The sequence below is a fragment of the Streptomyces sp. NPDC059169 genome (genome assembly GCF_042755225.1).
Classification (GTDB): domain Bacteria; phylum Actinomycetota; class Actinomycetes; order Streptomycetales; family Streptomycetaceae; genus Streptomyces.
In genome coordinates this window covers 205170-229881 of the sequence record NZ_JBHZCF010000003.1, presented here as the reverse complement: position 1 = coordinate 229881, position 24712 = coordinate 205170, and the positions used below count along the sequence as shown (strand labels likewise).

The following is a 24712-nucleotide window of genomic DNA, read 5'->3' as shown; positions in this document are numbered from 1 at the left end:
GGCGCCGGTTGCTCCGGTCGGCCGCCCTGCTCGTCCGGTGCCGGTTGCGACGGGCGAAGGCACGCCTCGACCATCGTGTGGCGTGCCCCTCCGCGGCTCGGTGTGCACGGGGAGCTCCACCCCGTTCGGGGTGTCCCGCACGTGCGGACGACCGCTCTCTAAGGGTTGTCGGTGACGTGGAATCCCGCGCCGTAGACGCCGGGGTGGGCGGCGTCCCGGGCTCGTAGGTCGGCGAGGATGTTCGCGGAGCTCGTGTAGACGAACGGGGGAACTCCCAGGACGATCGCCTTGGTGATGCCCGCCCAGGGCCCGGACGCCTGGAAGTTGTTCGCGGTCGAGGGGTAGGGACTGCCGGGCACGTGCCAGATGGCCGGGCCGCCCGAGTCCCCGCCCTTGTGGGCGGCCCAGGACTGGTAGACACCCTGCGAGTTGTTGGTGATGCGCCCGTAGAAGACACCGAGCTGGCCGGACACCACGAGCTCGTTGTTGTCGAACAGGGCCGCGCCGAGGAGGCGTTCACGGGGGAGCGACGGGTTGAGCGCATTGGGGCTGGGCTGTCCGCCGGCGACCTCCACCTCGCCCGTCTGCCTGAGGTACGGGCCCTGCGAGGAGGGGATCACCGCCGGCACCAGCTCGATGACCATGTAGTCCTTGGTGGCGTGGCCCACCATCGAACCGGCGGGGTCCTTGAAGTACCGCACGTACCCGATGGGCCCGAAACCGACGTCACTGCGGTCGTAGACGGGTTGGACGTCCTCGGGGATGTCATGGTCGGCGTACCTCGCGTCGCGCAGGCAGTGCCCCGCTGAAATGGCGATCTTCCGGCCGTACTTGTCGTTGCCGACCGCCCCGATCGTGCAGAAGGCGTCGGGTGTGTCCGGCCCGAAGACGATCTGCATGGCGTTGAAGACGCGCTTCCCCGTTCCCGTTCCCGCCCCGGCTCCGGGCGTTGTCGCGTTTGCCGTGCCCACCAGGGCGAGGAGAAGGCCCAGTACTCCGGCGAGGATACTGACCATTCGTCGTCTCCGCATGTGGTGTCCTTCCGTTCGGCAATGCCATGTGTGGGGTTGTGTGTTCAGGAGCGGTGCGCCCCTCCCGTTCGGTTGACTGCGGCGCTCGAACCGCCGGCCCGTTCGCCCAGGTCTAGCGACGGTAGGAGGCCGAGAGGATCAGCAGCAGTACCACGATCGCGATGATTCCCAGACAGCCGAGGCCTCCCATCGGATTCCTGCGGTTGACCTCGACGTGGCCGCCGGGTTGGATTCCCGGGTGCCTCCTGGCGTAGTGGTCCATCTGTTCCTGCTCGACCTGGGATTCGCTGATCCACGGCGTTTTGGCGCCGCATTCGCCGCACCAGTAGCGATATGCCATGTCGATTGACCACCTCTCGATTCCGACAGGGCTGTGCGTGTCCCATTCGGATCCCGCACGTTGCTTCGGAGCGCCGGTCACCTCCCCTCGCCGTGGACCGCCGTGCGAACAAGGGACCTTTGCGTACGGGCCGACTGCGCCGAGGACCCCACCGGGGCCCGCGAAACCGCCGGGGTCGGGTGACGCGACGGCCGGGCACCACCGATGGTCGGGGCCAACCGGCCCGGGGCACAGGCCACGGCACCGGCCATGTATGACCGGCCGGTCACGCTAGACTCACCGGCGTCCGCGCTGGCGAGTGGAGGGGCACCGAAGTGACGGATCAGCTCGGCACGTTGTTGCGCCGGCTGCGGAGTCGGGCGGGACTGACCCAAGAGCAGGCGGCGGAACGGTCCGGAGTGAGTGTTCGCACGATCCGGCGACTGGAGACCGGCAAATCCACCGACCACCGGCTGGGCACTGTGAACCTGCTGGCCGACGCTCTCGACCTCGGGCACGAGGACCGCCGAAGGCTGGCGGCCGTCATCGCGAAATCCCCCACGGTGTCATCCGCAATTGCGGAAAAGGCCGTTGCCGACCCGCAAGAGCGGGTCGCCCCGGCCGACCCGCAGCCCTCCGGGCCCTTTCCGGTAATCAAGTCGACCGACGGCGTGCTCGTCGAAGCGGCTGAGGAATTGGCGAGACAGGTACGGCGGCGCCGGCAACTGGAGGAGGAGATGCGCCGGATCCACGACCCGTTCCCGCTGCCGGTGCGGTGGCAGCGGGCGAACGTCCGCCTCACCGACCACGCCGAGAACATCCAGCGACTTCCCCCGGGGGCCGCTTCACCCCTCCTGGACGTGGAGGGTGACTTATCCGGCGTTGCCGAGGTCTACCGGAAGGTTCCGTCCGGACGGCTCGTGATCCTCGGCCGTGCCGGCTCGGGCAAGTCCGTTCTGGCGATCCGACTCATCGTGGATCTCCTTGACTCCCCGGCCCCGTCCGGCCGCGTGCCGGTGGCGTTCAGCGTCGGTTCCTGGGACGCCACGGCCATCGCGTTGCGGGACTGGTTGGTCGAACGACTGCTGCGGGACTTCCCCCATCTCGCGAGGAGGACGCCCGGCGGCTCGACCCTCGCTGCCGCGCTGGTCGACGCCGACCTCGTGCTGCCCGTCCTGGACGGGTTCGACGAGATCGCCGAGGGGCTGCGGGGCGAGGCGCTCGAAGCGCTCAACGCGACGTCCCTGCCACTGGTCCTGACGAGCCGGAGCGCGGAGTACGCCGAGGCGGTACGGGTGGCGCGGTCACCACTGGTGTGGGCTGCCGGCATCGAACTCACCGATCTGACCCTCGATGACCTCCTGGACTACCTTCCCCGGACCGTTCGACCCGTCGCGCACGACGAGGACGGGGCCGGTGCGCCGTGGGCAGCCGTCCTGGAAGAGCTGCGGTCCCCGCAGGACCGGACGGCGGCGGAGAACCTGGTCGGGGTGCTGAGAACCCCGTTGATGGTGACCCTGGCACGGACGGTGTACAGCGAGGCACCGGACGAGGACGCGACGGAACTGCTGGACGCCGAGCGGTTCCCCACCGGGAACTCCCTGGAAGAGCACCTGCTGGCGGGCTTCGTGCCCACGGTCTACCGGCCCCGTGCGCCCGAGCGGAACACCGGGCGTCCGCGCCGGCAGCGGAGGTGGAAGCCGGAGCAGGCCCAACGGTGGCTCGGCTACCTCGCCCACCACATGGACCGGCTCGACCGGCAGGACCTCGCATGGTGGCAGATCGGCGACTCGTTGGGCCGCTCGACGCGCATCCTGACCGTCATGCTGGCCTCTGCGCTCTGCATCGCCGTGGCCGACTGGACGATCGGCCTGCTCGTCGCTCCGGTGGCGCTCGGTGAGACCCTCGTGCAAGGAGCCATGATGGGACCGGCTGCCGGTCTCGCGTTCGGATCCGTCTACGGTGCGATCGTCGCGTCCGGCGGTGGCACGTTCGAACCCAGCCGTGTGAGGGTCCGACTGCAGGGTCGGCCCAACGGCGTCGGGCGCGGGCCCGTACGCGCGTTCACGGCCCGCTTCGCGGCCGTCCTTATGGGCGGGTTCGTCATGGGTATCGGGTGCGCATGTGCCTTTGCCCTGCAACGCGCCCTGTACTACGGGCAGTCGCTCGTCGAAGCCCGGGTGATCGAGGGCACGCTCATCAACATGCTGGTCTTCGGACTGATCTTCGGTTCGGCCGCCGGCCTCGTCTTCGGGCTGGTGGCCGCGCTTGAAGCCCCGCTCGACGCGTCCTTCGCGGCCACCCCCGCCAGCCTGCTGTCCTCGAACCGCGGGACGGTGTACCGACAGGTCCTCGTCATCGTGGCCGCACTGACCCTGACGATCGCCTTCGGCGGGCACCTGGTCGTCGACCTGCTCCGCGGAGTCCTCGGGCCGATGAACTGGAGCGTGTCGGACGGGCTCCTGATCGGTGCCGTCGGAGGATTCGGCGGTGGCCTCTCGTACGCACTCTGTTTCACGGCCTGGGGGCAGTGGCTGGTCCTCTCCCGCGTCGTGCTGCCGCTCACCGGCAAGCTGCCGTGGCGCACGGCCGCCTTCCTCGACGACGCCTACCGTCGCGGTGTGCTGCGCCAAACGGGTGCGGTCTACCAGTTCCGCCACGCTCGTCTCCAGCACCACCTCGGCCGCTCGTACCGCCACCACCAGGCGCAGTACCGGTCGGCCCGGCTCCCTGTGCCAGGGAGTGGACCCGTGACGGGGCACCGGCATCCGACGGGCGCACGGCGGACATCACCGGATGACCACCAGGGACCGGAATCACCGTAGCTCCCTCGCGGGCGGCCGTCAGCCTCCTCACGAGAGGAGGCCCGTTCCGCAGGGACCACGACCCGCGGGGCGGCTCCGGTCGATCCACGGTCCGCACCGGGGGGCGTGCGCCACGGACCTGCGGATGGATTCTGGTGAGTGTTTCCGGTGTGATTCCGGCGCGGGTTTCCGCTGGTGTGTGTGCGTGATCACCGGGTTGCCGTCCCGGTGGCGGGGTCTCCGAGGTCTTTCGGTCGTGGGCGGGCGGGGCGGCGAGGGGTCAGGTCCGCAGGCGGCAGCCGACGGCCCTCCACAACGTCTCGAAGGCGTCCTGCCAGGGCCAGCGTTCGGGCAGGTGGAAGGTCAGGGTGGTCCGCGGGTGGTGAGTCGTGCCGGGACCGCGATCAGGTGGCGGCGGACCAGCTCAGCGGGCACCTCTCTCCGTCAGTCCCGTCCTACCTCGATCATCGATCAGAGGTCACCCGCTCCAACCGGAACTTCGATGCGTGCGAGACGGGTCGACCGGCAGACGTCACGCCGGCGTGACCTGCTACTTCGCAGCAGCACTCGCACTTTGAAACAGCCCTGGCAGCGTCCCGTCAGGCGATCACACAGCAGAAGACGGAACAGTCCTTCATTGGTCGTCGAGAGAGCTGTAGAGATTGATCGCCATTCCGTTGAACTGCGAGGAGTCCGAACTACTCGCGAGAGTCTGCAAGAGGCGCGGTGTCACCAGGTCCGGAAACTTCAAGGTAAATGTCCCGCTGAGAGCATCACGCGGGTAGATGATCATGCGCCCATCGCTCCCTGTAGCGGTTGTCCATTTGCCCCAGGGGAACGCCACCGCACGGCCGTCGGAACCCCAGCTGTAGGTCCAGTCGCTGGGGTAGGCGATCAGTCGTCCGTCCGGGCCCTGGGTCGTCCGCCAGCTGCCACCCCAGGGGAACGCCACCGCACGGCCGTCGGAACCCCAGCTGTAGGTCCAGTCGCTGGGGTAGGCGATCAGTCGTCCGTCGTTGCCTCTGTTCGTCCGGATTGACGGGATGCTGCCGGAGAGCGTGACGAGGAGGCTGTCCGTGCCGGACGTACTGCCGGCGTCGGCGGCTCTCGCTTGGGATGTTGGGGCGGAGAACGCCAACATCATCAGAACGGCAAGTACCCACGGTATGAGCCGATGCCCGGATAAGCCGGTTCGGGCATTCCTGGAAATGAGCACAGAGCTTCCTTCCTCTGGTGAGCCACGCATCTACGCTGCACGGCGCGGACCTGACTGCTGACGAGGCAGCTGTGGTTCCGCTGTCCGGCCCGGCCAGCGGCTCAGTGGAGTGACAGTGGATGGAGTCACGTCAACACCCCTGCGTTTGAGCCTTGAGTGGCAGATCAGGTCCTGGTCAATGGCGCAACGGGAGCCCTGATAGGTCAACTTGCTGCTGAAGTAAGGCGATCACCGGGAGTCCCGTTACGGGAAGAAGTTTGTCATGGCCAGGACGGTAGGGGTAGTCGGAGGTGTCTACGCGCCCGTGACCTTCCCCTCGTAGCGTAGAGACCCTGACTACAGGGGAGGTTGAGGGTCATGGCAGGCGAGAGGCGGAAGTTCGACGCGGAGTTGCGTGAGGGGGGCTGTGCGGATCGTCGCCGAGATCGGCAAACCGATCGCGCAGGTCGCGCAGGATCTCGGGATCAACGAGACTATTGCGAGGTGCCTTGCCGATCGGTGCTGATGGAAGCGTCAGAACTCCCATCTTCCCAGCTCAGCGGGCACCTCTCTCGGTCAGCCCCGTCCTGCCTCGATCATCGGTCGGTGGACCCAGGATCAACTCATCAGCGCAGGCTCCGCGTTAGTTCCCTCGAAGCGTAGCGAGACGGAAGACGTGGCACGTCTTCCGCAAAGCCCGCGTCAGTCGCAACCTCATGACGGCCTTCGCCGCGGTCGTCCTCGCCCTGGAGCGTCAACGCTGACCTACTTCTTCACCATCGCCTCTCCAGGGTGAGGAAAGGTTTCGCGATGGCTACCATGCGGTTGGGAACTGTTCTCACGACCAGACGAGTCGACCTTCGGCGACCTCACAGACCGGATGGTTTCCATCGGCGATCCTCGTCAGCGTCTCCGCTACGGAGTCAAAATACTGGGCCAGCGATTCGTACTCGCCCGTGATCGTGATCTCACCCACGAACCACCTGCCGACCCGCCCGTCCCGCACATCGATGAACTTTCACAGACGAGGCCGCTGTGCCCGGCGGGCCCCGCCGAGGAGTCTCCATGGCACCAACGAGGGCCGTGGCGTCCGGCACGGGAACCTGCAACGGCCGCATGCCGAGGCCGTCGAGTACGCAGACCGAGGCGCCCTGCTCCTGCGTTTCCTGGTCGAACTCCTCTCGGGCCCTCCGGGCCGGTTGGCCGGAGCCCGCTCACCCCACCACATGACATCAGTCGCCAGTGCCGCCCTCACCCCGGAGTGGCGAAGCTGAAATCGCTCAGTGACTCAGATCACATTGATCTTTCGGGAACCTTACCCCCCACGGGTACGACATCTGGACCGTACGGTGCGCCCGAGGCGTTGCCGTGCGCACGTGACCAGGCCGTACGACGCGATCAGGGAGACCCGGCGATGGACGCTTCCCGACGAACCGCATCCGGTGCTACGCCGATGTCCCGGAAGGCGGGGCCGCCGATCGCCTTGTGTGGCTTCCTCCTACTGCTGGCCGTGTTCTTCGCGGCCTCCTACACCGCGGGAGTCGTCGTCGGGCCTGTGGCGCCCGGCATGCACGCCGACCCGCCCGGCGGTGCCCCGTACCGCGACGGGACGTCCGGCGGCAGTGGTCACCGGCACGGGGAGCACGGCTGATGGGTGTCGGTGCGGAGACCGTCGTGACCACCGACCTGACCGTCGGAGGTATGACCTGCGCTGCCTGCGTACGGCGCGTCGAGAAGCGCCTCGGCAGGCTGGACGGCGTTACGGCGACCGTGAATCTGGCGACCGGGACGGCCAGGGTGAACCATCCGCCGGCCGTCGAACCCGCACGGCTCATCGCGGCGGTGGAGAGCGCCGGATACACGGCTCGCCTTCCCGCGCCCCCCGAGTCGCGTCAGCGGCGCGAGCAGGGTGGCGGGGGCGAGACCGAGGACGCGCGGCCGCACCGTGACCGACTGGTGGTCATCGCCTTCCTCGCCGTGCCGGTGCTCCTGTTGTCGATGGTGCCCGCCTGGCAGTTCCGCAACTGGCAGTGGCTGTGCCTGGCCCTCGCCGCGCCGGTCGCCGTCTGGGGCGCGTGGCCCTTCCACGTGAGGGCGTTGCGCGGGCTGCGGCACTCCGCGGCTACCATGGACACCCTGGTGTCCCTCGGCGTGGTTGCCTCCTTCACGTGGTCCCTGTACGCCCTGTTCCTCGGCGGTGCCGGCGAGCCCGGGATGACCATGCCGTTCAGCCTGCTGCCCACCGCCTCGGACGGTGTCGCACACCTCTACCTCGAAGCGGCGGTCGGCGTGCCGCTCTTCGTCACGGCGGGACGGTTCCTCGAGGCGCGCGCCCGGCACGGCACCGGTGCGGCGTTGCGGTCGCTCGCCCGGCTCGCCGTCAGGGAGGTGGCGGTACGCGACGGAGACGGTGAACGGCTGCTATCCATTGCGGAGTTGCAGGCGGGTCAGGTGTTCGTGGTGCGTCCGGGGGAGCGTGTCGCCACCGATGGCGCAGTGGTCGAGGGCAGCTCCGCAGTGGACCTGTCCCTGGTCACGGGAGAGAGCGAACCGGTCGAGGCCGGACCGGGGTCGGCTGTGGTCGGCGGCGCTGTGAACGTCGGTGGCCTGCTGTTGGTGCGCGCGACCGCCGTGGGCGCCGACACCCAGCTCGCGCGGATCACGGCGCTCGTGACAGATGCCCAGGCCGGAAAGGCCAGAGCCCAGCGACTGGCCGACTCGGTGTCAGGCGTGTTCGTCCCGGTCGTCCTCTCCCTCGCCGTGACGGCTCTCGGGTTCTGGCTCGGTGCGGGCGCCGACCCGCAGGCCGCCGTCACTGCCGGCGTGGCCGTCCTCGTCGTGGCCTGCCCCTGCGCGCTCGGTCTCGCGACGCCGACCGCGCTGATGGCGGCGACCGGCAGGGGAGCCCAACTGGGCGTCCTCGTCAGTGGTCCCCAGGCGCTGGAGGGTCTGCGGCACGTCGACACGGTCGTACTGGACAAGACCGGCACGCTCACCACCGGGCACATGACCGTCGCCCGGGTCACCGCCGCCCCGGACGGACGGGGCCGGGAGGAGGCGCTGCGTCTGGCAGGCGCGGTGGAGCAGGGGTCGGAGCACCCGCTGGGTCGGGCGGTCGTCTCGTACGCGCGCAGGACGGCTCCCGACCGGTCGCTACCGGACGTGCACGGCTTCGTCGCCGTGGCCGGCAAGGGGGTGAGGGGCCGGGTCGACGGGCACCTGGTGGAAGTGGTCGCGCCCGACGGGGAACTGCCCGCGCTGCTGGCGGAGGCGCTGCTGACGGCGGAAGGCGCTGCACACACCCCGGTCCTGGTGCGTGTCGACGACGTGCCCGAAGCGCTCATCGCAGTCGGTGACGTCGTCCGCCCCGGAAGCTACCGGACCGTGGAGGCGCTCCGCCGCCTGGGCGTCGAGCCGGTGCTCGCCACCGGCGACCGGGAAGCACCCGCACGCAGCATCGCCTCGGAGCTGGGTATCAAGGACGTGCACGCGCGGTGCACGCCTGAGGAAAAAGCCGCACTCGTACGACGGCTGCGGGAGGACGGCAGGCGGGTCGCGGTGGTCGGCGACGGGGTCAACGACGCTGCCGCGCTGGCCGGGGCCGACCTCGGGATCGCCATGGGGACCGGCACCGACGTGGCGATCGGCGCTGCCGACGTGACCCTCGTGCGCGGTGACATCGAGGCGCTCGCGGACGCCGTCCGACTGGCCCGGCGCACCTTGGGAACGGTCCGGGCCAACCTCGTGTGGGCCTTCGGGTACAACGCCGTCACCGTACCGCTTGCCCTGGTGGGCCTGCTCAATCCGATGCTCGCGGCCGCGGCCATGTCCGTGAGCTCGCTCCTCGTGGTCGGCAACAGCCTGCGGCTGCGCGTCTGGCAGCCGTCCCGCGGACCGGGGCGCAGGCGTTGACGCCGGGGAAGCGTGCGGTCGGCGGCGTGCAGCACGCTGCGCCGGTTCCCCTTCGCCGCGTGCTCGTCGCTCACGGTGGCTCGCGAGCCGGGTCCGGGGCGGGGGCCGGGAGAGGGCCCCGGCCGGCATCGCTCCGGACCGGAGTCCCCGCCGGACGGGGTGCGTGCCGGCTGTGCAACGGGATGCGGGGCGACGGAAGTCCGGGCCCGTAGCAACGGCTCCGCCGGGTGACGGAGGGTCGGGACGCTGCCACGTCCTGGCCCTCCGCCGGCATGTGACGGGCCACGGTCGCCCGCATGCGAAGGGGTGCCTTCCGCCCGCACGTGAAGCGGTGCGATCAGGCGGGTACCGGACCGCTCACGTCGTGGCCGGCCTCGACGATGGCGGCCCGCACCAGGTGGTCGTCGAGGTCCGTGCCGTACACGGTCACGGTGCTCGCGGCCAGATCGACCGCGACCTCGCGGACACCCGTCACTTCGCCGACCTCCTCGGTGATGCTCGCCACGCAGTGCCCGCAGCTCATTCCGGTGACGCTGTAGTGCTTCTGGGGCATGGAACCTCTCCTCGGTGCCGGTGAGCGCTCGCACCGGCGTACGAGTGCGCGGGTGGCTCGGATGCCCGGACCGGAGCTCCAAGAGGACGCCCCGGCCGCATCAGCCGTACCACCCGTGCGCGCCTGTCACCCCAGTCGTCGACGGCGGGGACCCCGGCCGCTGGGTGTGACCCGGGACATGGGGACCCCTCGCCGCAACAGGTGTGTGTCGGCGCCCACTTCCCGGAACCGGCCGGGAACTCTTCCCGCGGTGCCGCCGACATGTGGGACGGGGCTGCCGTCCGGCAGCCGGTGCACGGCGGAAGGGCGGAAGGGTGACGCACCACGGCAGGGGCTCGGCGGGATCCGGGCGCATATCCGACGGCGGGGACCGCTGGCTCCTGGTGGCCGTGGCGGGGTTGCTGTCGTTCGTGGCGATGCTCGACATGAACATCGTCAACGTGGCCCTGGCGCAGATCTCCCGGGATCTGCACCTGTCCGCCGCCACGGCTCAATGGGTCGTGCTCGGCTACCAGTTGCCCGTCGTGGCACTGCTCCTGCCGGTCGGCCGGTGGCTGGACGGGACGGGTCCGCGGTCCGCGGTGCTCGGCGCAACCGTCGGATTCGCCGTGTGCAGCGCCCTTGCCGCGGCGGCGCCCTCGGCGGAACTGCTCGTCATGGCGCGCCTGGCGCAGGGCCTCTTCGGTGCGGTGCTGTTCGTGCTGATGCCCGTCCTGGCCATCGGGTCGGTGCGGCCCGAGTTGCGCGGCCGGGCCATGAGCGTACCGGCGACGCTCGGCCCGCTCGGCGCGGTGACCGGGCCCGCGATCGGCGGGCTGCTGCTCGACCAGCTGGGATGGCGCTCCGTCTTCCTCGTCAAGATCCCCTTCTGCCTGCTGGCCCTGATCGTGGCGTGGAAGGGCATGCCACGGGACGGCGGACTGCGCCTCCCGGGCCGACGTCCGCTGTGGGACGCCTTGCTGGTGGCCACTGGCGTAACGGTCATGCTCGTGGCCTTGAGCCTGGCGGCGGGAAACGTCTCCTGGCTGGCGCTCACCGTGGCCGCCGTGCCGCCGCTGTGGCTCTGGATGCGCGGGCCGGGCGGCGACCCCGTGGCCACCGCGCTGCGCGCCCCCGGGCTGCCGCAGGCCCACGGCGCCGTGTTGTCACTCGCGGCGGGCTTCGCCGCGATGCACTACGTGATCGCCCTGCACCTCCAACGTGACGACGGCTTCAGCGCGACCGCCACCGGCTTGACCGTGTTGGCGTTCCCCCTCGGCATGGGCCTGGCCGGACCCCTCGGCGGACGTCTCGCCGACCGCTACGGCGCGCGGCCGGTGGCGGTCGCCGGGGCAGCGGTCACCTCGGCCGGTCTACTCCTGTTGGTTCCACTCGGCGGAGACGGGGCGCCGGGCGACCTGGCCTGGCGCCTGGCGCTCGCCGGCGTCGGCATGGGTCTGAACGGTGGTCCCACCCAAGCCCTGGTCATGACGGCGGCGCCCCGGCAGCGGACCGCGACCGTCGGCTCGACCATCCAACTGGCCCGCAGTCTCGGTTTCACGCTCGGACCGGCCCTGGCCACGGCTGCCTGGGGCGTGGCCGGACCAGTCCACGGCACCCGCGCGGGTCTGGTCCTCGCCGCCGCGGCGGCCTGTCTCTCCGTATCCCTGCTCGCCCTGCCCCCACGCCCCACCGCCGACGCGGCGGCGGGGACCAACGCGGCCTCCACCGCCCCGAACTGACCGAGGAGCGTGCCCATGTGCGGCATCACCGGCTGGGCGTCCTTCCACGAAGACGCCCGCACCCATGCCCCCACCATCGACGCCATGACGGCCAGCCTCACCCCTCGCGGACCCGATGCGGGCGGCGTCTGGCTGGGCCCCCACGCAGCGATCGGCCATCGCCGCCTCGCCGTCATCGACCTCGCCGGCGGAACCCAGCCGATGACCGACCGTCCCGACGCCCCGACCGTCGTCCTCAGCTACAGCGGCGAGGTCTACAACCACCACGAGCTACGTGCAGAACTCAGGAACCTGGGACACGCCTTCCGCACCCGCAGCGACACCGAGGTGGTGCTGCGCGCCTACCAGCAGTGGGGCGAGGACGTCGCGCAGCACCTGGACGGCATGTTCGCCTTCGCGGTCTGGGACGAGCGTGCGCAGCGACTGCTGCTCGTCCGCGACCGCCTCGGCGTCAAGCCACTGTTCTGGGCGGCCGTCGACGGCGGGCTGGCCTTCGCCTCCGAGCCCAAGGCCCTCTTCGCCCACCCCGAGATCCGCCCGCGGGTGGACGCGAACGGGCTGCGCGAGGCGTACAGCCTGCTCTTCAACACCGGGCCGACGGTGTGGTCGGGCGTACGGGAGGTCGAGCCGGGCGGTGTGCTCGTACTGGACCGCGGCGGCATCCGCGAGCGCCGCTACTGGCAGTTGGAGGCATCGCCGCACCGCGACGACCTGCGCACCACGGTCGAACGGGTCCGCGACCTCGTCGGCACGGCCGCGCGCAGCCAGCTCGAGACCGACGTCCCCCTGTGCAGCCTGCTCTCCGGCGGCATCGACTCCACCGTGCTGACCGCACTCCTCGCCGGTGAGCTTCGCCTGCGCCAGGGCCCGGACGCGCGCATCCGCTCGTACGCGGTGGACTACAGCGACCAGGCCGAACAGTTCACCGGTGACGTCCTGCGCCCCGGCCACGACACCCCTTTCGCCGCCGAGGCCGGGGCGTACATCGGCACCGACCACAGCACCGTTGTCCTCGACCCCCGCTCCCTCCTCGACCCTGCTCACCGCAAGGCCGTCGTCGTGGCGCGGGACTCGCCCATCGGCGTCGGGGACATGGACACGTCGCTGTACCTCCTGTTCGGGGAGATACGCAAGCACTCCACCGTCGCCCTGTCCGGTGAGGCGGCCGACGAGGTCTTCGGCGGCTACCCGTGGTTCCACAACCCCGCGGCCCTCGCCGCCGACACCTTCCCCTGGCTCCTCGTCACCGGCGACGAGGCAGCGATGCCGCTCAATCCCGAACTCGGCCTCGACATAGGTCGGTTCCGGGACGAGACCTATCGCGCAGCCATCGCCGCCGTACCGCACCTCGATGACGAGACCCCGGCCGAGCACCGGCAACGGGAGATGCAGCACGTCTCACTGACCCGATGGCTGCGGCAACTCCTGCACCGCAAAGACCGGTTGAGCATGGCCCAAGGGCTGGAGGTCCGCGTCCCCTACTGCGACCACCGGCTTGTCGAGTACGCCTTCAGCACGCCCTGGGACCTGAAGAGCCACGACGGTCGGGAGAAGAGCCTGCTCCGTGCGGCAGGAACGGGCCTCGCGCCCCTGTCCGTGCTGCACCGGCCCAAGAACCACTACCCGGCCACGCACCACCCCGACTACAACCGCGGGTTGCAGGAGCTGGCCCGGGACGCGCTCTCCGTACCCCAGGTCCGCGCCCTGGCGGACGAGGCACTCATCAAACCCTGCCTCGACGCCCCGCCCGACCGACTGCGATGGGGACACCGCCTCCGCCTCGAGCGCGTCGTCGACCTCGCCCTGTGGCTCGACCACCACAAGCCCGAACTCACCCTCTGAGGAGCCCCCCTTGACCACTCAGCAACAGCCGCCGGCCACGGACGACACCGAAACACTCCCCGATCCGGTGCCGTTGTCCGGCTGCCCCTACAAGAGCAACCCCTATCCGCTCTACGAGCGGATGCGCGACGTCGGACCGGTCCACCGCGTGCTGTTCCCCAGCGGTGTGAACGCCTGGCTCGTCACCGGCTACGAAGCCGCCCACGCCGCCCTCAACGACGACCGCCTGGGCAAGAGCCACGATCGCGGGAACGAGCGTTGGCGGGCCCGTGCGTCGATCATGCCGGAACCCCAACACTCCCAACTCCAGGTGCACCTGCTCCACCAGGACCCGCCCAAGCACACGCACATGCGGCGTTTCGTCACCGATGCATTCACCCCACGCCGCATCGACGGACTGCTGTCGCGCATCCAGCAACTGGCCGACACCCTCGTCGACGCACTGCCCGACACCGGGCCCGCCGACCTGGTCGGCGGCTTCGCCGCCCACTTCCCCTTCCGGGTCCTCGCCGAAGTGATCGGACTCCCCGGCGAGCTGGCAGCCCGGTTCGACCGCGACTGGGGCAAGGTCGTCCAGCCGGTCGGGCCCACCGACCCGGGACGTCCCCTCTACGAGGTGCGGCTGCACGGCCTGCAGAGCTACATCGCCGAGGTCGTGGCCCACAAGCGGGAGCACCCGGAGGACGACCTGCTCAGCAGCCTCGTCGCCGCCCGTGAGCGCAGCGAACTTTCCCAGGAGGAGCTGGACTCCATGGTCTTCCAGCTCCTCGTCGCCGGCCAAGAACCGGTCACCAACCAGATCACCACCGCCCTCATCGCCCTCTTCCGCAACCCCGACGCACTCGACCGGCTCCGCGCTGAGCCCTGGCTGATGCCCCGGGCCGTGGAGGAACTCCTGCGCTACGACAGCGCCTTCGAGCTCACCACATGGCGCTTCTTCGCCGAGGACGGCGACCTGCACGGAACCGAGGTTCCGGCCGGGGACTCCGTGATCGTCTCCCTGTGCGCCGCCAACCGCGACCCCCGGCGCTTCCCGCAGCCGGACGAGCTCGACCTGGGGCGGAGCCCCAACCCGCACCTGGCCTTCGGACACGGCATCCACTTCTGCCCCGGTGCGGCGCTCGCCCGCGCCGAGCTCCGGATCGCGCTCGGCACCCTGCTCGCCCGGCTGCCCGGCCTGCGCCCGGCCGTCCCGGACGAGGACATCGAGTGGATCCCGGCCGTCCTCGGCCGCGGTACCAACCACCTGCCCGTCAGCTACGACCGGCGTCTCTGACCCGATGCCGCGGACCTGACCGGCCGAACCAGCCGAGCGGGCCGCCCATCCTACCGCGCCGCGCACGGCTGCCCGCCGAGGCGCCATGCCGCCATGCCCGCACCCCCACGGAGGCCCCCATGCCGCTGAAGACCGCCCCGGACACACGCTCCACGAACACCGTCGCCACCGCGGTCCTGAACCTCCTCCTCCCTCACCACCGCACGACCGACGGCGCATCAGCACCCGCCGACGGCTTTCCCCACCAGTTGCGCCAGATCGGCGACTTCGTACGCCGCAACGAGCCCATCGTCTTCACCCTCCCCGGCTTCCCCTGCAAGTCCCCCAACCCGGCCAAGGTCCTCGGTCACCTACCCGACCAAGGCGAACGGCTCTCCCTCGGTTTCCTGAACGCCCTGTGCGGCAGGATGCAGGAGATCCACCCACCCGGGGCCCGCGTGATCATCTGCTCCGACGGCCACGTCTTCGGGGACCTGATCCGGGTCCCCGACGAACACATCGATGCCTACGCGGACGACCTCACCCGACTCATCGCCGAACTCCATCTCGACCACCTGTCGGTCTTCGATCTCAGGGACGTCCTCGGCGACCTGACCCACACCGAGAAACGTGCCTACGTCCAGGACCGCTACGCCCCCGACCTGGACGACCTACGAGCCGAGGTCCGCGCCGACGGACACACCCTCGCGCTCTACCGCGGCATCACCCGGTTCCTCGTCGACGACACCGCCGACTTCACCGGCACCCGCTCCGCCCTCCAGCGCACCTGCCGACGCCGCGCCTACGGCGTCATCCAGCGCAGCCGCGCCTGGGGAGCGCTCATCGCCGAGCACCATCCCCGGGCCGTACGGCTGTCCATCCACCCCCAGGACGTCGGCGGGGACAAGTTCGGCATCCGCCTCCTCGACGCTGCTGACGCGTGGACCACCCCCTGGCACTCCGCCGCGCTCCGACGGCCGGACGGGACCTGGAGTCTGCTGCCCCGGGCGAGCGCCGAGCGGCTCGGGCGCCTGGTGCACCACGACGGCAGACCCAGCCACTTCGTGTGAGGCGCGACGCCGGCACCCCGACCGGGAGGAAGAGCCGCGCCGTGCGGGCTGGTCGGCCTCCGCGCTGCCGAGCGGGCGGGGACGCACGTGCGGGACACCCCGCCGCTCCCCCGGGGGGTGCAGTGCACCCGCGTCAGGTACGGGTCGAACCGCACGCGACGTCGATCAGCGGCACCGCCGGCACGGAGCACCCTCGAGGGCCCACCCGGGTGGGTGCGCGGGGCCGCGGCCCGCACCGAGCCCGTTCGAGGATGCCCGCGGCCCGTCCGGTGGTGGCCGCAGCCGCCACCGACCCGGCCTCCTCCGCAGGCCGGTACCGTCGCCGTGGGCGGGGCGGCCCCGGGAGACCGACCGGGGCCGCCGCGGGTACCGGCAACGTCGCGGCGACGCCTCAGGCCCTACCGGCGCGGTCGTGGTCATCCAGCGGTGCACACCGGTCCACCGGAGTCCGAACCTCGGCCGGCACCGGTCCGGTCGGGCGGTTGCGCCGGGCGGCCAGCCACGCGGCCGCCGGCTGGGTGTAGCGGGCGGTGAGCGGCCCCAGCACGACGAGGATCAGCACATAGGCGGTGGCCAGCGGCCCCATCGCGGGCTCGATCCCCGCGGTGACGGCGAGTCCCGCGATGACGATGGAGAACTCCCCGCGGGCCACCAGGGTGCCGCCCGCCCGCCAGCGTCCCTTGACGCCGACGCCGGCACGTGCCGCCGCCCAGTACCCCGTGGCGACCTTCGTGATCGCCGTCACCACCGCGAGGCCGAGGGCGGGAAGTAGTACCGGAGGGATGCTGGCCGGGTCGGTGTGCAAGCCGAAGAAGACGAAGAACACCGCGGCGAACAGGTCCCGCAAGGGGCTCAGCAGGGCGTGGGCGCCCTCCGCCACCTCACCCGAGAGGGCGATCCCGACCAGGAACGCGCCGACCGCCGCCGAGACCTGCAACTGCTGGGCGAGCCCGGCGACCAACAGGGTCAACCCGAGCACCACCAGGAGGAGCTTCTCGGGGTCGTCACTGGAGACGAACCGTGACAGCAGCCGACCGTAGCGGACGGCGACGAACAGCACCGCGCCGGCCACTCCCAGGGCGACAGCGAGCGTGACCGCGCCCGCGGCCAGGCTCACCCCGGCCAGGAGGGCCGTGATGATCGGCAGGTAGACCGCCATGGCCAGGTCCTCGAAGACCAGGATGCTCAGCACGACGGGCGTTTCACGGTTGCCGAGCCGCCCCAGGTCACCGAGCACCTTGGCGATCACACCTGAGGAGGAGATCCACGTGACGCCCCCGAGGATGACCGCGGCCACGGGCCCCCAGCCCATCAGCAGGGCCGCCGACGCGCCGGGTAGCGCGTTCAGCGCGAAGTCGACCAGTCCGGCCGGGTACTGGCTCCTCAGGTTGGAGACGAGATCGCTCGCCGTGTACTCGAGCCCGAGCATGAGCAGCAGCAGGATGACACCGATCTCCGCCCCGATCGCCACGAACTCCTCGCTCGTGCCCAGCGGCAGCAGGCCGCCCCTGCCGAACGCGAGTCCTGCGAGCAGGTACAGCGGGATCGGAGAGAACTTGAGCCGTCCGGCGACCCTGCCGAGCATGCCCAGCCCGAGGATGATCGCTCCGAACTCGATGAGGAAGACAGCGGAGTGCACGGGCTGCTCACTCCCGTCCGAGTATCGCGGCAGCGGCGTCCACGCCCTCGCGGGTGCCGATGACGATGAGGGTGTCCCCGCCGGCCAACCGGAAGTCGGGCGCCGGTGACGGCCGGGCCTCCGCACGGCGCAGGACGGCGACGATCGAGACACCGGTCTCGGTGCGCATCCGCGTCTCGCCCAGGCGCCGGCCGTTCCAGTGGGAGTGCGCCGACAGCTCGACCCTCTCGGCCACCAGCCCGAGGTCGGTGGTGTGGAGCAGGCTCGGACTGTGGTGCGCGGGGGTCAACGCGTCGATGAGCGACGCGGTCTCCCCGCCCGTCAGGTGGAGGGACTGGGCACACGCATCGGGGTCATCGGCCTGGTAGAGGTTGACGGTGCGGGTCCCGTCGCGGTGGGCGATCACCGAAAGGTGGCGGTGTTCGCGGGTGGTGAGGTCGTACTGGACCCCGATCCCGGGCAGTGGTGTGGTGCGCATCCGTGGAGCAGGCACGGCGCAACCCCCTCGTTGTGATCCTTGCGTGGTACCGGTGCGGCGTGACGAGGGTCCGGACGAACGGGGACCCCTGCCGCGGCGGGCCCATCGTGCCACTTTCCGCGCGCCCGCAATATGGGTGCCGGCACGGATGGACGCGGACGTTCCGGCTCGGTGAGGATGTACCGGGGACGTAGGCTCTACCGCAGTACAGGGTGCGGGTGCACCGGAGCGGAAGCGACGACGACACGCGTGGGGAAGCAGCGGGAAAGGTATCGGAGGCATGTCGCTGTACTGGAGGATCTTCCTACTCAACGTCTCCGTTCTCGTCCTCGCGGTGGCCCTGCTGTTGGGCCCGGTGACCGTCTCCACGCCCGTCCTCCCCGGTCAGGCAGTGGTCCTGCTGGCGGGACTGGCCGCCATGCTCGTCGCCAACGCCGTACTCCTGAGGATCGGCCTCGCCCCCCTGGGCAGGCTCAGCCGCGCCATGGCCACCGCGGACCTCCTCAGGCCGGGCCACCGCCTGGCCGTCGCCGGGCACGGTGAGGTCGCCGATCTGACGGCGACGTTCAACGCCATGTTGGACCGGCTCGAAGCCGAGCGGGCCACCAGCAGCGGCCGTGTGCTCTCGGCCCTGGAGGCCGAGCGCCACCGCATCGCCCAAGAACTCCACGACGAGATCGGCCAGACGCTCACCGCCGTCCTCCTGCAGCTCAAGCACGCGGCCGACCGGGCACCGCAGCCGGTGCGCGACGACCTGCACCAGGCCCAGGAGACCACTCGGGCCAGCCTCGACGAGATCCGCCGCATCGCCCGCCGGCTGCGGCCCGGCGTGCTGGAGGAACTCGGGCTGCACAGCGCGCTGCGCGCCCTGGCCACCGAATTCACCACCTCCCGCCTCAGTGTCACCGCGCGCATTTCCCCGGGACTGCCCAGCACGGACGCGGCCACGGAACTCGTGCTGTACCGCGTGGCCCAGGAGAGCCTCACCAACGCGGCCCGCCATTCCGGCGCCACCCGTGTTGAGCTGCGCCTCGGTTCCCTGCCCGAGGGCGGGGCGGGGCTCCTGGTACGGGACGACGGGCGGGGCCTGGGCGGTGCTCCGGAGGGTGCGGGGATCCGCGGGATGCGGGAACGGGCCCTGCTCATCGGCGCGGACCTCGACATCACCAGCAGTCCCGGCCCGGACCTCGGCACCGAGGTTCGTCTCGACACCACCGGCCGCGCCACCGTCACGGGGGAGACACCATGACCGAGCGCACCGAGGGACCCGCCCGCATCCTGCTCGCCGACGACCACACCCTCGTGCGCAGGGGTGTGCGCTTGATCCTGGACAGCGAGCCGGACCTCGCCGTGGTGGCGGAGGCGGAGGACGGATCGGAAGCGGTGACCCGCGCCCGCCAGGACCTCGATCTCGACCTGGCCGTCCTCGACATCGCGATGCCCCGGCAGACCGGGCTCCAGGCGGCTCGTGCACTCGCCCGGGTGCGTCCCGGACTGCGGATCCTGATGCTGACCATGTACGACAACGAGCAGTACTTCTTCGAGGCACTGCGCGCAGGGGCCTCCGGATACGTGTTGAAGTCGGCGGCCGACCGTGACCTCGTCGAAGCCTGCCGGGCCGCCCTGCGCGACGAGCCGTTCATCTATCCCGGTGCCGAGACCGCCCTCATCCGGAGCTACCTCGAACGTGCCCGTGCCGGTGCCTCCCTCCCGGACCGCCCGGTCACCCAACGAGAGGAGGAGGTCCTCAAACTCGTCGCCGAGGGGCACACCTCGAAGGAGATCGCCGACCTGCTCGTCATCAGCGCCAAGACCGTCGAGCGCCACCGTGCCAACATCCTGCAGAAGCTCGGACTGCGCGACCGGCTGGAACTCACCCGCTATGCCATCCGCGTCGGACTCATCGAACCCTGACGCCGACAGGGGCCCGCGAGTTGACCGTCATCGCAACGGGTACCCGTGAAGACCGGCCCCGGGGCGGGTTCCTGACGTTCCGTCGATGAGTGATGCTTCGTCAACTTGGCGAAGCGGGGGGCGTGCGCTCAGGGGACGGGCTCGAATCCGTCCCTCCAGCGGGGCGCGGGCATGGACCGGGTCGACGTGCCGCGGCGGACCAGGTATCCATGGTCTGCCGAACGTACCTGAGGATGATCACCGAGGAAATGATGATCAGAACTGTGTTCCGGAGCGACGTCCTGCCACCGGGGGAGCGACTGGACTGCTTCGACGAATTCCACGTCAACAGCTGTCACCCGATGCGGGTGACGAGCCCCCATCCGGATGGCTTCCACGCCACGGTGAGGGCGTTGGACCTCGGTACGGCGGACGTGGCCGAGCTCAGCTGTTCCCAGACCGACATGTGGCGCGGTGCGAAGCTGATCCGGCAGTCCGATCCGGAGCTGTGTGCCGTCGTCGTCGCGCTCGCCGGGCAGCTGGGGGTGGTCCAGGGCGGCCGGGAGGCCGTGCTGGCCGACCGGGACTTCGTGCTGTGCGACAGCTCGCACCCGCTGGACCTGCGGGCCGTGGGCAGTGAGCCCGTCACCATGCTGCGAGCTCATGTGCCACGCGCGCTGCTGCCGCTGTCCATGACGCAGACCGATGTACTGCTGGCGAGGAGGTTGTCCAGCCGTGAGGGCGTGGGGGCACTGCTCGTCCAGTTCCTCAGCGGCGTGCTCGCCGGATCCGGCTCCTACCGTCCCGGTGACGTGGCACGGCTCGGTACGCTGGCCCTGGACATGCTGGTCGCGACGCTGGCCCATCATCTCGAAGTCGACACCCTGGTACCGGAGGAGTCGCGCGGCCGTACCCTCCTGCTGCGCATCGAGGCGTTCGTGGACGAGCACCTGAACGACCCCGACCTCTCGCCCCGGACCATCGCGTCCGCCCATCACATTTCGACCAGTTACCTGCACCGTCTCTTCGAGGGCTGCGACACCACGGTCGCGGGGCTGATCCGTCGGCGCCGCCTCGAGGCGGTCCGTCGTGACCTGTGCGACCCCCAGCTCCGGGACGTGCCGGTCCACCGGATCGCGACCCGCTGGGGCTTCAAGAGCCATCCGGCCCTCACCCGTGCCTTCCGTGACGCGTACGGCATTCCGCCCAGCGACTACCGCCACGGTGGCCCCGGCCTGTCCGCATAGCGGTGCGCGTCCGCCCCTGCATCGTGCAGCGGGCGGACGCCCACCGAGAGGAGGGCTCAGCGGACACCCCCGTGTCCCCCGTTCCGCTGAGCCATCCGTTCCCCCGTTCCCCCGTGTCTGCGGAACGGCCGCGCCGCGTGCCAGTACGCAACGCCGGCGCCTCTCCACCGACAGTCTCTCGGATCACGCACCCGCCGTCCTTACCGTCCAGTCCACAGCCCTTGTCCGGCGGTCCACACGGCGGCCGGATCCCCAACATCGTCCGCGGTACCGTTCGGAGCTCTCCGCCACCACGCGACGTGCCCGACCGGTACCCCAGGGTTGAGCCCGGGGCCGCCCTCGCCGACGGTCGTCGACTACCGGCAGGATGGTGCAATGCGCGCACATTCACGGTCCAAGGATGTCGTCGCCGCGGTGGTACTGCTGGCGGTGGCCGTCGGGGTCTTCCTCTGGGGCGTGCGCGCGATCGGTGTCGGGGAGGAGTCGGACGGTGCGGACGGCCGCCTGGGCACGCTCGCCGAACGGGCGGCCTGCCGCCCGGAGCTCGTGGCCGACGAGCAGGAGTACCGGGTTGCTTCCTGCGAGGCGGGCGGAGCCCGCCTCGTGCTGGCCGCGTTCGCCTCGGAGCGTGGGCTGCGTGAGTGGGTCGACGACACCATCATCGAAGGTTCGTACCTCGAAGGGGACTTGTGGATCGCCTACGGCCGGCCTGAGGTCCTGCCCGGTCTACAGCGTCGGCTCGGCGGGACGGTGCGAAGCGTCCGCCCCTGACGAGGAACGTCGACGTCGTCCACGGGGCCATGGCGATAGGGACGGCGGTGGAGAGCCGTTCCCCTCCTCGGCCGGACCCCTGCCCGCTCGAGGTCACCTCACACGGGTGTCCCGCGCTTCAAGTCCCGCAAGGTCACCCGGCAGGCGGTGCGGTTCACCGCGTGCGGGGCCGTCCTCGACCAGGACGGCAACGCGGCGGTCAACGCCGCCAAGGCGCCCGGACTGGCCGTGTCGGCCTGCGGAGCGCAGATGAGACCGGGACTCCTCCCGGCACCGCGCAGCGAAGCAGAACCCACCCGACACCACGGCCTTCAACGGCGCGATAGGCGGAACACCCCACACTGCAGGGGAAGGGGATGTCAACGCTCGGTGATGTCATCCGCTTCACGGGCGGGATTCCCCTCCCAGCGGGCCTCACTGGGGACTTCCTCACCCTTCATCAGGAAGGAGTCGGCGGCCAGCTGCGCCCGGTCCCCGATCGTCGTGCTGTAGTGGACGAAGGCTCCAACGCCGAGGGTGACACCCGCGCCGACCGTGGCGCGGTCGGATTTGAAGGTGCCGTCTTCCTGCGAGTGGCACTGGATGACGCTGCCGGCGTTGAGGGTGGTGCCGTCCCCGATGGTGACGAGGGTCCGCTCGATGATCGAGCAGCCGTCGTCGAAGACCCGACGGCCCATCTTGGCGCCCAGTAGCCGCCAGACCATCGCCTTGAAGGGGGTGCCGTTGAAGGCCTGGACGTAGTCGTGCGAGGTCAGCTTCCAGTAGCGTTCGTGCCCCCAGAAGTCGGGCTCGTAGATGGAGCAGTACAACGGCCTCAGCGAGCGGAATCCCGTGACGATCCTTTCGACCAGTGCGAAGTAGAGGACCGTGAACACGAGGGTGAGCAGGCCGGCCAGGGCGTACGCCGTCGCACCGACGGTGTCGTAGAGCTGGACGGCGGCCATGGTGACGAGGGCGAGCACGAAGAAGTGGAACCAGCGCACCACCAGGTGCAGGCTTGCGGTGACTGCGTTGTGCCTGTTCTTGGCGGCGAGCCTGCGGTGCAGTTCGGCGCCCCGGGCGAGGTGGTCGAACCGGGTGTCGCGCAGCACCGTGCGAGGGATCTCGAAGCAGGGTGAGCCGAGCAGCCCGACTCCTTCGCGCACCGGGCCGTCGATGGGGACCATGACCTTCGTCGCGAGGAGACAGTTGTCGCCGGTCCTGCCGCGTGCGGGATAGGCGATGCGGTTTCCGAGGAAGTTGTTCGGCCCGATCGAAGCGGGCGAGAGGCGGAAGGACGAGCTGGAGAAGTCGGCGTTGATGACCGACAGCCCGTCGGCGACCATCGTCCCGCTGCCGACGGTGCTGAGGTACGGGGTGTCGTGCTTGACGAGCGTGCCGAAGTTCGACCCGGTCTGCTCGACGTGGCGGAGGTCGTACCCGATGCACCGCAGGTAGTGCACGATCGCGGAGCTGTCACCGAAGAGCGTGGTGAAGAACCTGATGTTGGTCAGGCGCAGGATCGCCCGCTGGATACCGTGGTGGAAGCCGTACAGGGGGTAGACCCGGCCGGGTTTTATCGCCCGGCTGAGCAGCCGCGGCAGCGTGCTCACCAGGAGCAGGCCCAGCAGGATGCTGCCGAAGAATGCCACCAGGGATGCCATGAGCGCCTCGAGGTAGAAGGCGGAGCTGGTGAAGGCCGGCGGTCCCGGCGTGAACACCGCATTGAGCTGCGGTACCAGGGTGAACGCGAGGCTCACGCCCGCGATCGTCAACGGCAGGTAGACCAGCAGCAGGGAGAGCACCTGCGACAGGCTGTAGAAGACCCTGCGCAGCGGGCTGCAGGCGGCGGGTTCGACGGCGCGGAAGTCGGTCGTGGTCGGCTCCGCCGGAGTGCCGTGCCACGACTCTCCGGTCGGAACGGCCTGTCCGGAGTGCAGGGAGGAGGCGTGGCCCAACTGGCTGTCGTCTCCCATCGACGTCCCGATGTCGACGACGGCTTGCTCTGCGACGGTCACGTTCCTTCCGAGGGTGACGGGGCCGGTTTCGAGCCAGCCGTCGCGCGCCCGGTAGCCCGACATCAGCACGTCCTTGCGGACGACCGTGCCGTCCCCGATCGTCAGGAGGTCGGTGCAGATGGGGATGGCGCGGGGAAGGAGGGTCACGCCCTTTCCGATGTGTGCACCGAGGGCCCTGAGGTACAGCACGTACAGCGGTGAACCGGTGAACAGCCGCGCCGGGCTGGTCCGGATGAGGGCCTTGACGCACCAGAAACGCAGGTAGGCGAAGCTCCACAGAGGAATCCGGCGCGGGGTGAAGCGCCCCACGAGTATCCACTTCGCCGCGATGGGCAGCGCACAGGCTCCGAAGAACAGCACCGTGCCGAACAGGACCGCCCGCAGGTACACGCCCGCGGCCCCCGATCCCTCGAGTGTCCACTCGTAGCCGACGACGGCGACCGTGGCGCCCAGGGCGGAGAGGAGGAGGAAGACCAGGAGTTGGGCCGCCCCGCACAGTGCGTACTGCCAGGGGCCACTCGGAGACGCGGCCGATGCGTCGGACCGGGCGTCGCTGTCTGCCGGGTCGGGAGCGACGGCCCGTGAGGTGGCGTCCGGGGTCGCCGACCGGGCGGCGACGGGTGTGGTGTTGGTGAATGCGGTGGCCAGGCTGTGGATCGTTGAGTGTTGGTAGATGTCCTTCATGGATATGGTCGGGAGGTCGTCCCGTTTGCGTATGCGTGCGCAGAACTGTGCCATGACCATGGAGTCGGCGCCGAGGTCGGTGAAGAAGTTGCCGTCTGGCGGGATCTGTTGGGTGTGGAGGATGTCGGCGAGGATGTCGGCGAGGAGCGTCTCGGTCGCTGGCTGTGTCGATGTCGTGTTGTTCGGCGGGTGGTTGTTGGTGGGTGTGGTGTTGGTGAATGCGGTGGCCAGGCTGTGGATCGTTGAGTGTTGGTAGATGTCCTTCATGGATATGGTCGGGAGGTCGTCCCGTTTGCGTATG

19 protein-coding genes are annotated in these 24712 nt (G+C 70.2%); 11 read left to right on the top strand and 8 right to left on the bottom strand.

The window, feature by feature from the left end; translation table 11 throughout:
• Window positions 1-158: 158 nt before the first annotated feature.
• Window positions 159-1016 (bottom strand): hypothetical protein, encoded by an 858-nt coding sequence (locus ACFXOM_RS07235; RefSeq protein ID WP_385037257.1) that lies wholly within the window; start codon window positions 1014-1016, stop codon window positions 159-161.
• Between the two features lie 127 nt (window positions 1017-1143).
• Entirely contained in the window at window positions 1144-1371 is a 228-nt protein-coding gene (locus ACFXOM_RS07230; protein WP_384948627.1) for a hypothetical protein, read from the bottom strand.
• Between the two features lie 314 nt (window positions 1372-1685).
• On the opposite strand from ACFXOM_RS07230, the gene ACFXOM_RS07225 reads away from it, so the two are divergent.
• Entirely contained in the window at window positions 1686-4175 is a 2490-nt protein-coding gene (locus ACFXOM_RS07225; protein WP_384948630.1) for a helix-turn-helix domain-containing protein, read from the top strand.
• 613 nt (window positions 4176-4788) lie between these two features.
• Here ACFXOM_RS07225 and ACFXOM_RS07220 read toward each other — a convergent pair.
• A complete protein-coding gene (locus tag ACFXOM_RS07220) occupies window positions 4789-5295 on the bottom strand; it encodes a hypothetical protein (RefSeq protein ID WP_385037255.1) in 507 nt (168 codons plus the stop codon).
• Window positions 5296-6187: 892 nt separating this feature from the next.
• Complete coding sequence (locus tag ACFXOM_RS07215; protein ID WP_384928109.1) at window positions 6188-6325, bottom strand: hypothetical protein; 138 nt, start codon at window positions 6323-6325, stop codon at window positions 6188-6190.
• Window positions 6326-6763: 438 nt separating this feature from the next.
• On the opposite strand from ACFXOM_RS07215, the gene ACFXOM_RS07210 reads away from it, so the two are divergent.
• Together ACFXOM_RS07210 and ACFXOM_RS07205 are read left to right on the top strand one after the other, a co-directional pair.
• On the top strand, window positions 6764-7000 hold the full coding sequence (locus tag ACFXOM_RS07210) for a hypothetical protein (protein ID WP_384928106.1): 237 nt from the start codon (window positions 6764-6766) through the stop codon (window positions 6998-7000).
• Window positions 7000-9261, top strand: coding sequence for a heavy metal translocating P-type ATPase (locus ACFXOM_RS07205; RefSeq protein WP_384928103.1), 2262 nt, complete (start codon window positions 7000-7002; stop codon window positions 9259-9261). Before ACFXOM_RS07210 ends, ACFXOM_RS07205 begins: the two co-directional genes overlap by 1 nt.
• Window positions 9262-9598: 337 nt before the next feature.
• Here ACFXOM_RS07205 and ACFXOM_RS07200 read toward each other — a convergent pair whose 3' ends face one another.
• Window positions 9599-9814 carry a heavy-metal-associated domain-containing protein gene (locus tag ACFXOM_RS07200; protein ID WP_384928100.1) on the bottom strand — a complete coding sequence of 72 codons (216 nt, stop codon included), beginning with the start codon at window positions 9812-9814 and terminating at the stop codon, window positions 9599-9601.
• A gap of 314 nt (window positions 9815-10128) precedes the next feature.
• On the opposite strand from ACFXOM_RS07200, the gene ACFXOM_RS07195 reads away from it, so the two are divergent.
• From ACFXOM_RS07195 to ACFXOM_RS07180, 4 genes are all read left to right on the top strand, one after another.
• Window positions 10129-11535: an MFS transporter gene (locus ACFXOM_RS07195; RefSeq protein ID WP_384928096.1), complete on the top strand. Its 1407-nt coding sequence runs from the start codon at window positions 10129-10131 to the stop codon at window positions 11533-11535.
• Window positions 11536-11550: 15 nt separating this feature from the next.
• Window positions 11551-13377 (top strand): asparagine synthase (glutamine-hydrolyzing), encoded by a 1827-nt coding sequence (asnB, locus tag ACFXOM_RS07190; RefSeq protein ID WP_385037252.1) that lies wholly within the window; start codon window positions 11551-11553, stop codon window positions 13375-13377.
• Between the two features lie 10 nt (window positions 13378-13387).
• The gene (locus tag ACFXOM_RS07185) at window positions 13388-14653 is read left to right on the top strand and encodes a cytochrome P450 (RefSeq protein WP_385037249.1); all 1266 of its coding nucleotides are present in this window, start codon (window positions 13388-13390) and stop codon (window positions 14651-14653) included.
• Window positions 14654-14772: 119 nt separating this feature from the next.
• Window positions 14773-15702 (top strand): L-tyrosine/L-tryptophan isonitrile synthase family protein, encoded by a 930-nt coding sequence (locus ACFXOM_RS07180; RefSeq protein ID WP_384928087.1) that lies wholly within the window; start codon window positions 14773-14775, stop codon window positions 15700-15702.
• A gap of 391 nt (window positions 15703-16093) precedes the next feature.
• On the opposite strand, the gene ACFXOM_RS07175 is transcribed toward ACFXOM_RS07180, so the two are convergent.
• Both ACFXOM_RS07175 and ACFXOM_RS07170 read right to left on the bottom strand, forming a co-directional pair.
• Complete coding sequence (locus ACFXOM_RS07175) at window positions 16094-17341, bottom strand: cation:proton antiporter (RefSeq protein ID WP_384928084.1); 1248 nt, start codon at window positions 17339-17341, stop codon at window positions 16094-16096.
• A 7-nt stretch (window positions 17342-17348) separates the two neighbouring features.
• Window positions 17349-17834 carry a cation:proton antiporter regulatory subunit gene (locus tag ACFXOM_RS07170; RefSeq protein WP_384928081.1) on the bottom strand — a complete coding sequence of 162 codons (486 nt, stop codon included), beginning with the start codon at window positions 17832-17834 and terminating at the stop codon, window positions 17349-17351.
• 265 nt (window positions 17835-18099) lie between these two features.
• Between ACFXOM_RS07170 and ACFXOM_RS07165 the strand changes: the two genes are divergently transcribed.
• The 4 genes from ACFXOM_RS07165 to ACFXOM_RS07150 all read left to right on the top strand — a co-directional run bounded on the left by ACFXOM_RS07165 (window position 18100) and on the right by ACFXOM_RS07150 (window position 21730).
• Window positions 18100-19068: a sensor histidine kinase gene (locus ACFXOM_RS07165; RefSeq protein WP_385037246.1), complete on the top strand. Its 969-nt coding sequence runs from the start codon at window positions 18100-18102 to the stop codon at window positions 19066-19068.
• On the top strand, window positions 19065-19733 hold the full coding sequence (locus ACFXOM_RS07160) for a response regulator (protein ID WP_385037243.1): 669 nt from the start codon (window positions 19065-19067) through the stop codon (window positions 19731-19733). Before ACFXOM_RS07165 ends, ACFXOM_RS07160 begins: the two co-directional genes overlap by 4 nt.
• Window positions 19734-19966: 233 nt before the next feature.
• The gene (locus tag ACFXOM_RS07155) at window positions 19967-20959 is read left to right on the top strand and encodes a helix-turn-helix domain-containing protein (protein ID WP_384928072.1); all 993 of its coding nucleotides are present in this window, start codon (window positions 19967-19969) and stop codon (window positions 20957-20959) included.
• A 375-nt stretch (window positions 20960-21334) separates the two neighbouring features.
• On the top strand, window positions 21335-21730 hold the full coding sequence (locus ACFXOM_RS07150; RefSeq protein WP_384928069.1) for a hypothetical protein: 396 nt from the start codon (window positions 21335-21337) through the stop codon (window positions 21728-21730).
• A 359-nt stretch (window positions 21731-22089) separates the two neighbouring features.
• Here ACFXOM_RS07150 and ACFXOM_RS07145 read toward each other — a convergent pair whose 3' ends face one another.
• Complete coding sequence (locus tag ACFXOM_RS07145) at window positions 22090-24711, bottom strand: Pls/PosA family non-ribosomal peptide synthetase (RefSeq protein ID WP_385037240.1); 2622 nt, start codon at window positions 24709-24711, stop codon at window positions 22090-22092.
• Window position 24712 lies beyond the last annotated feature (1 nt).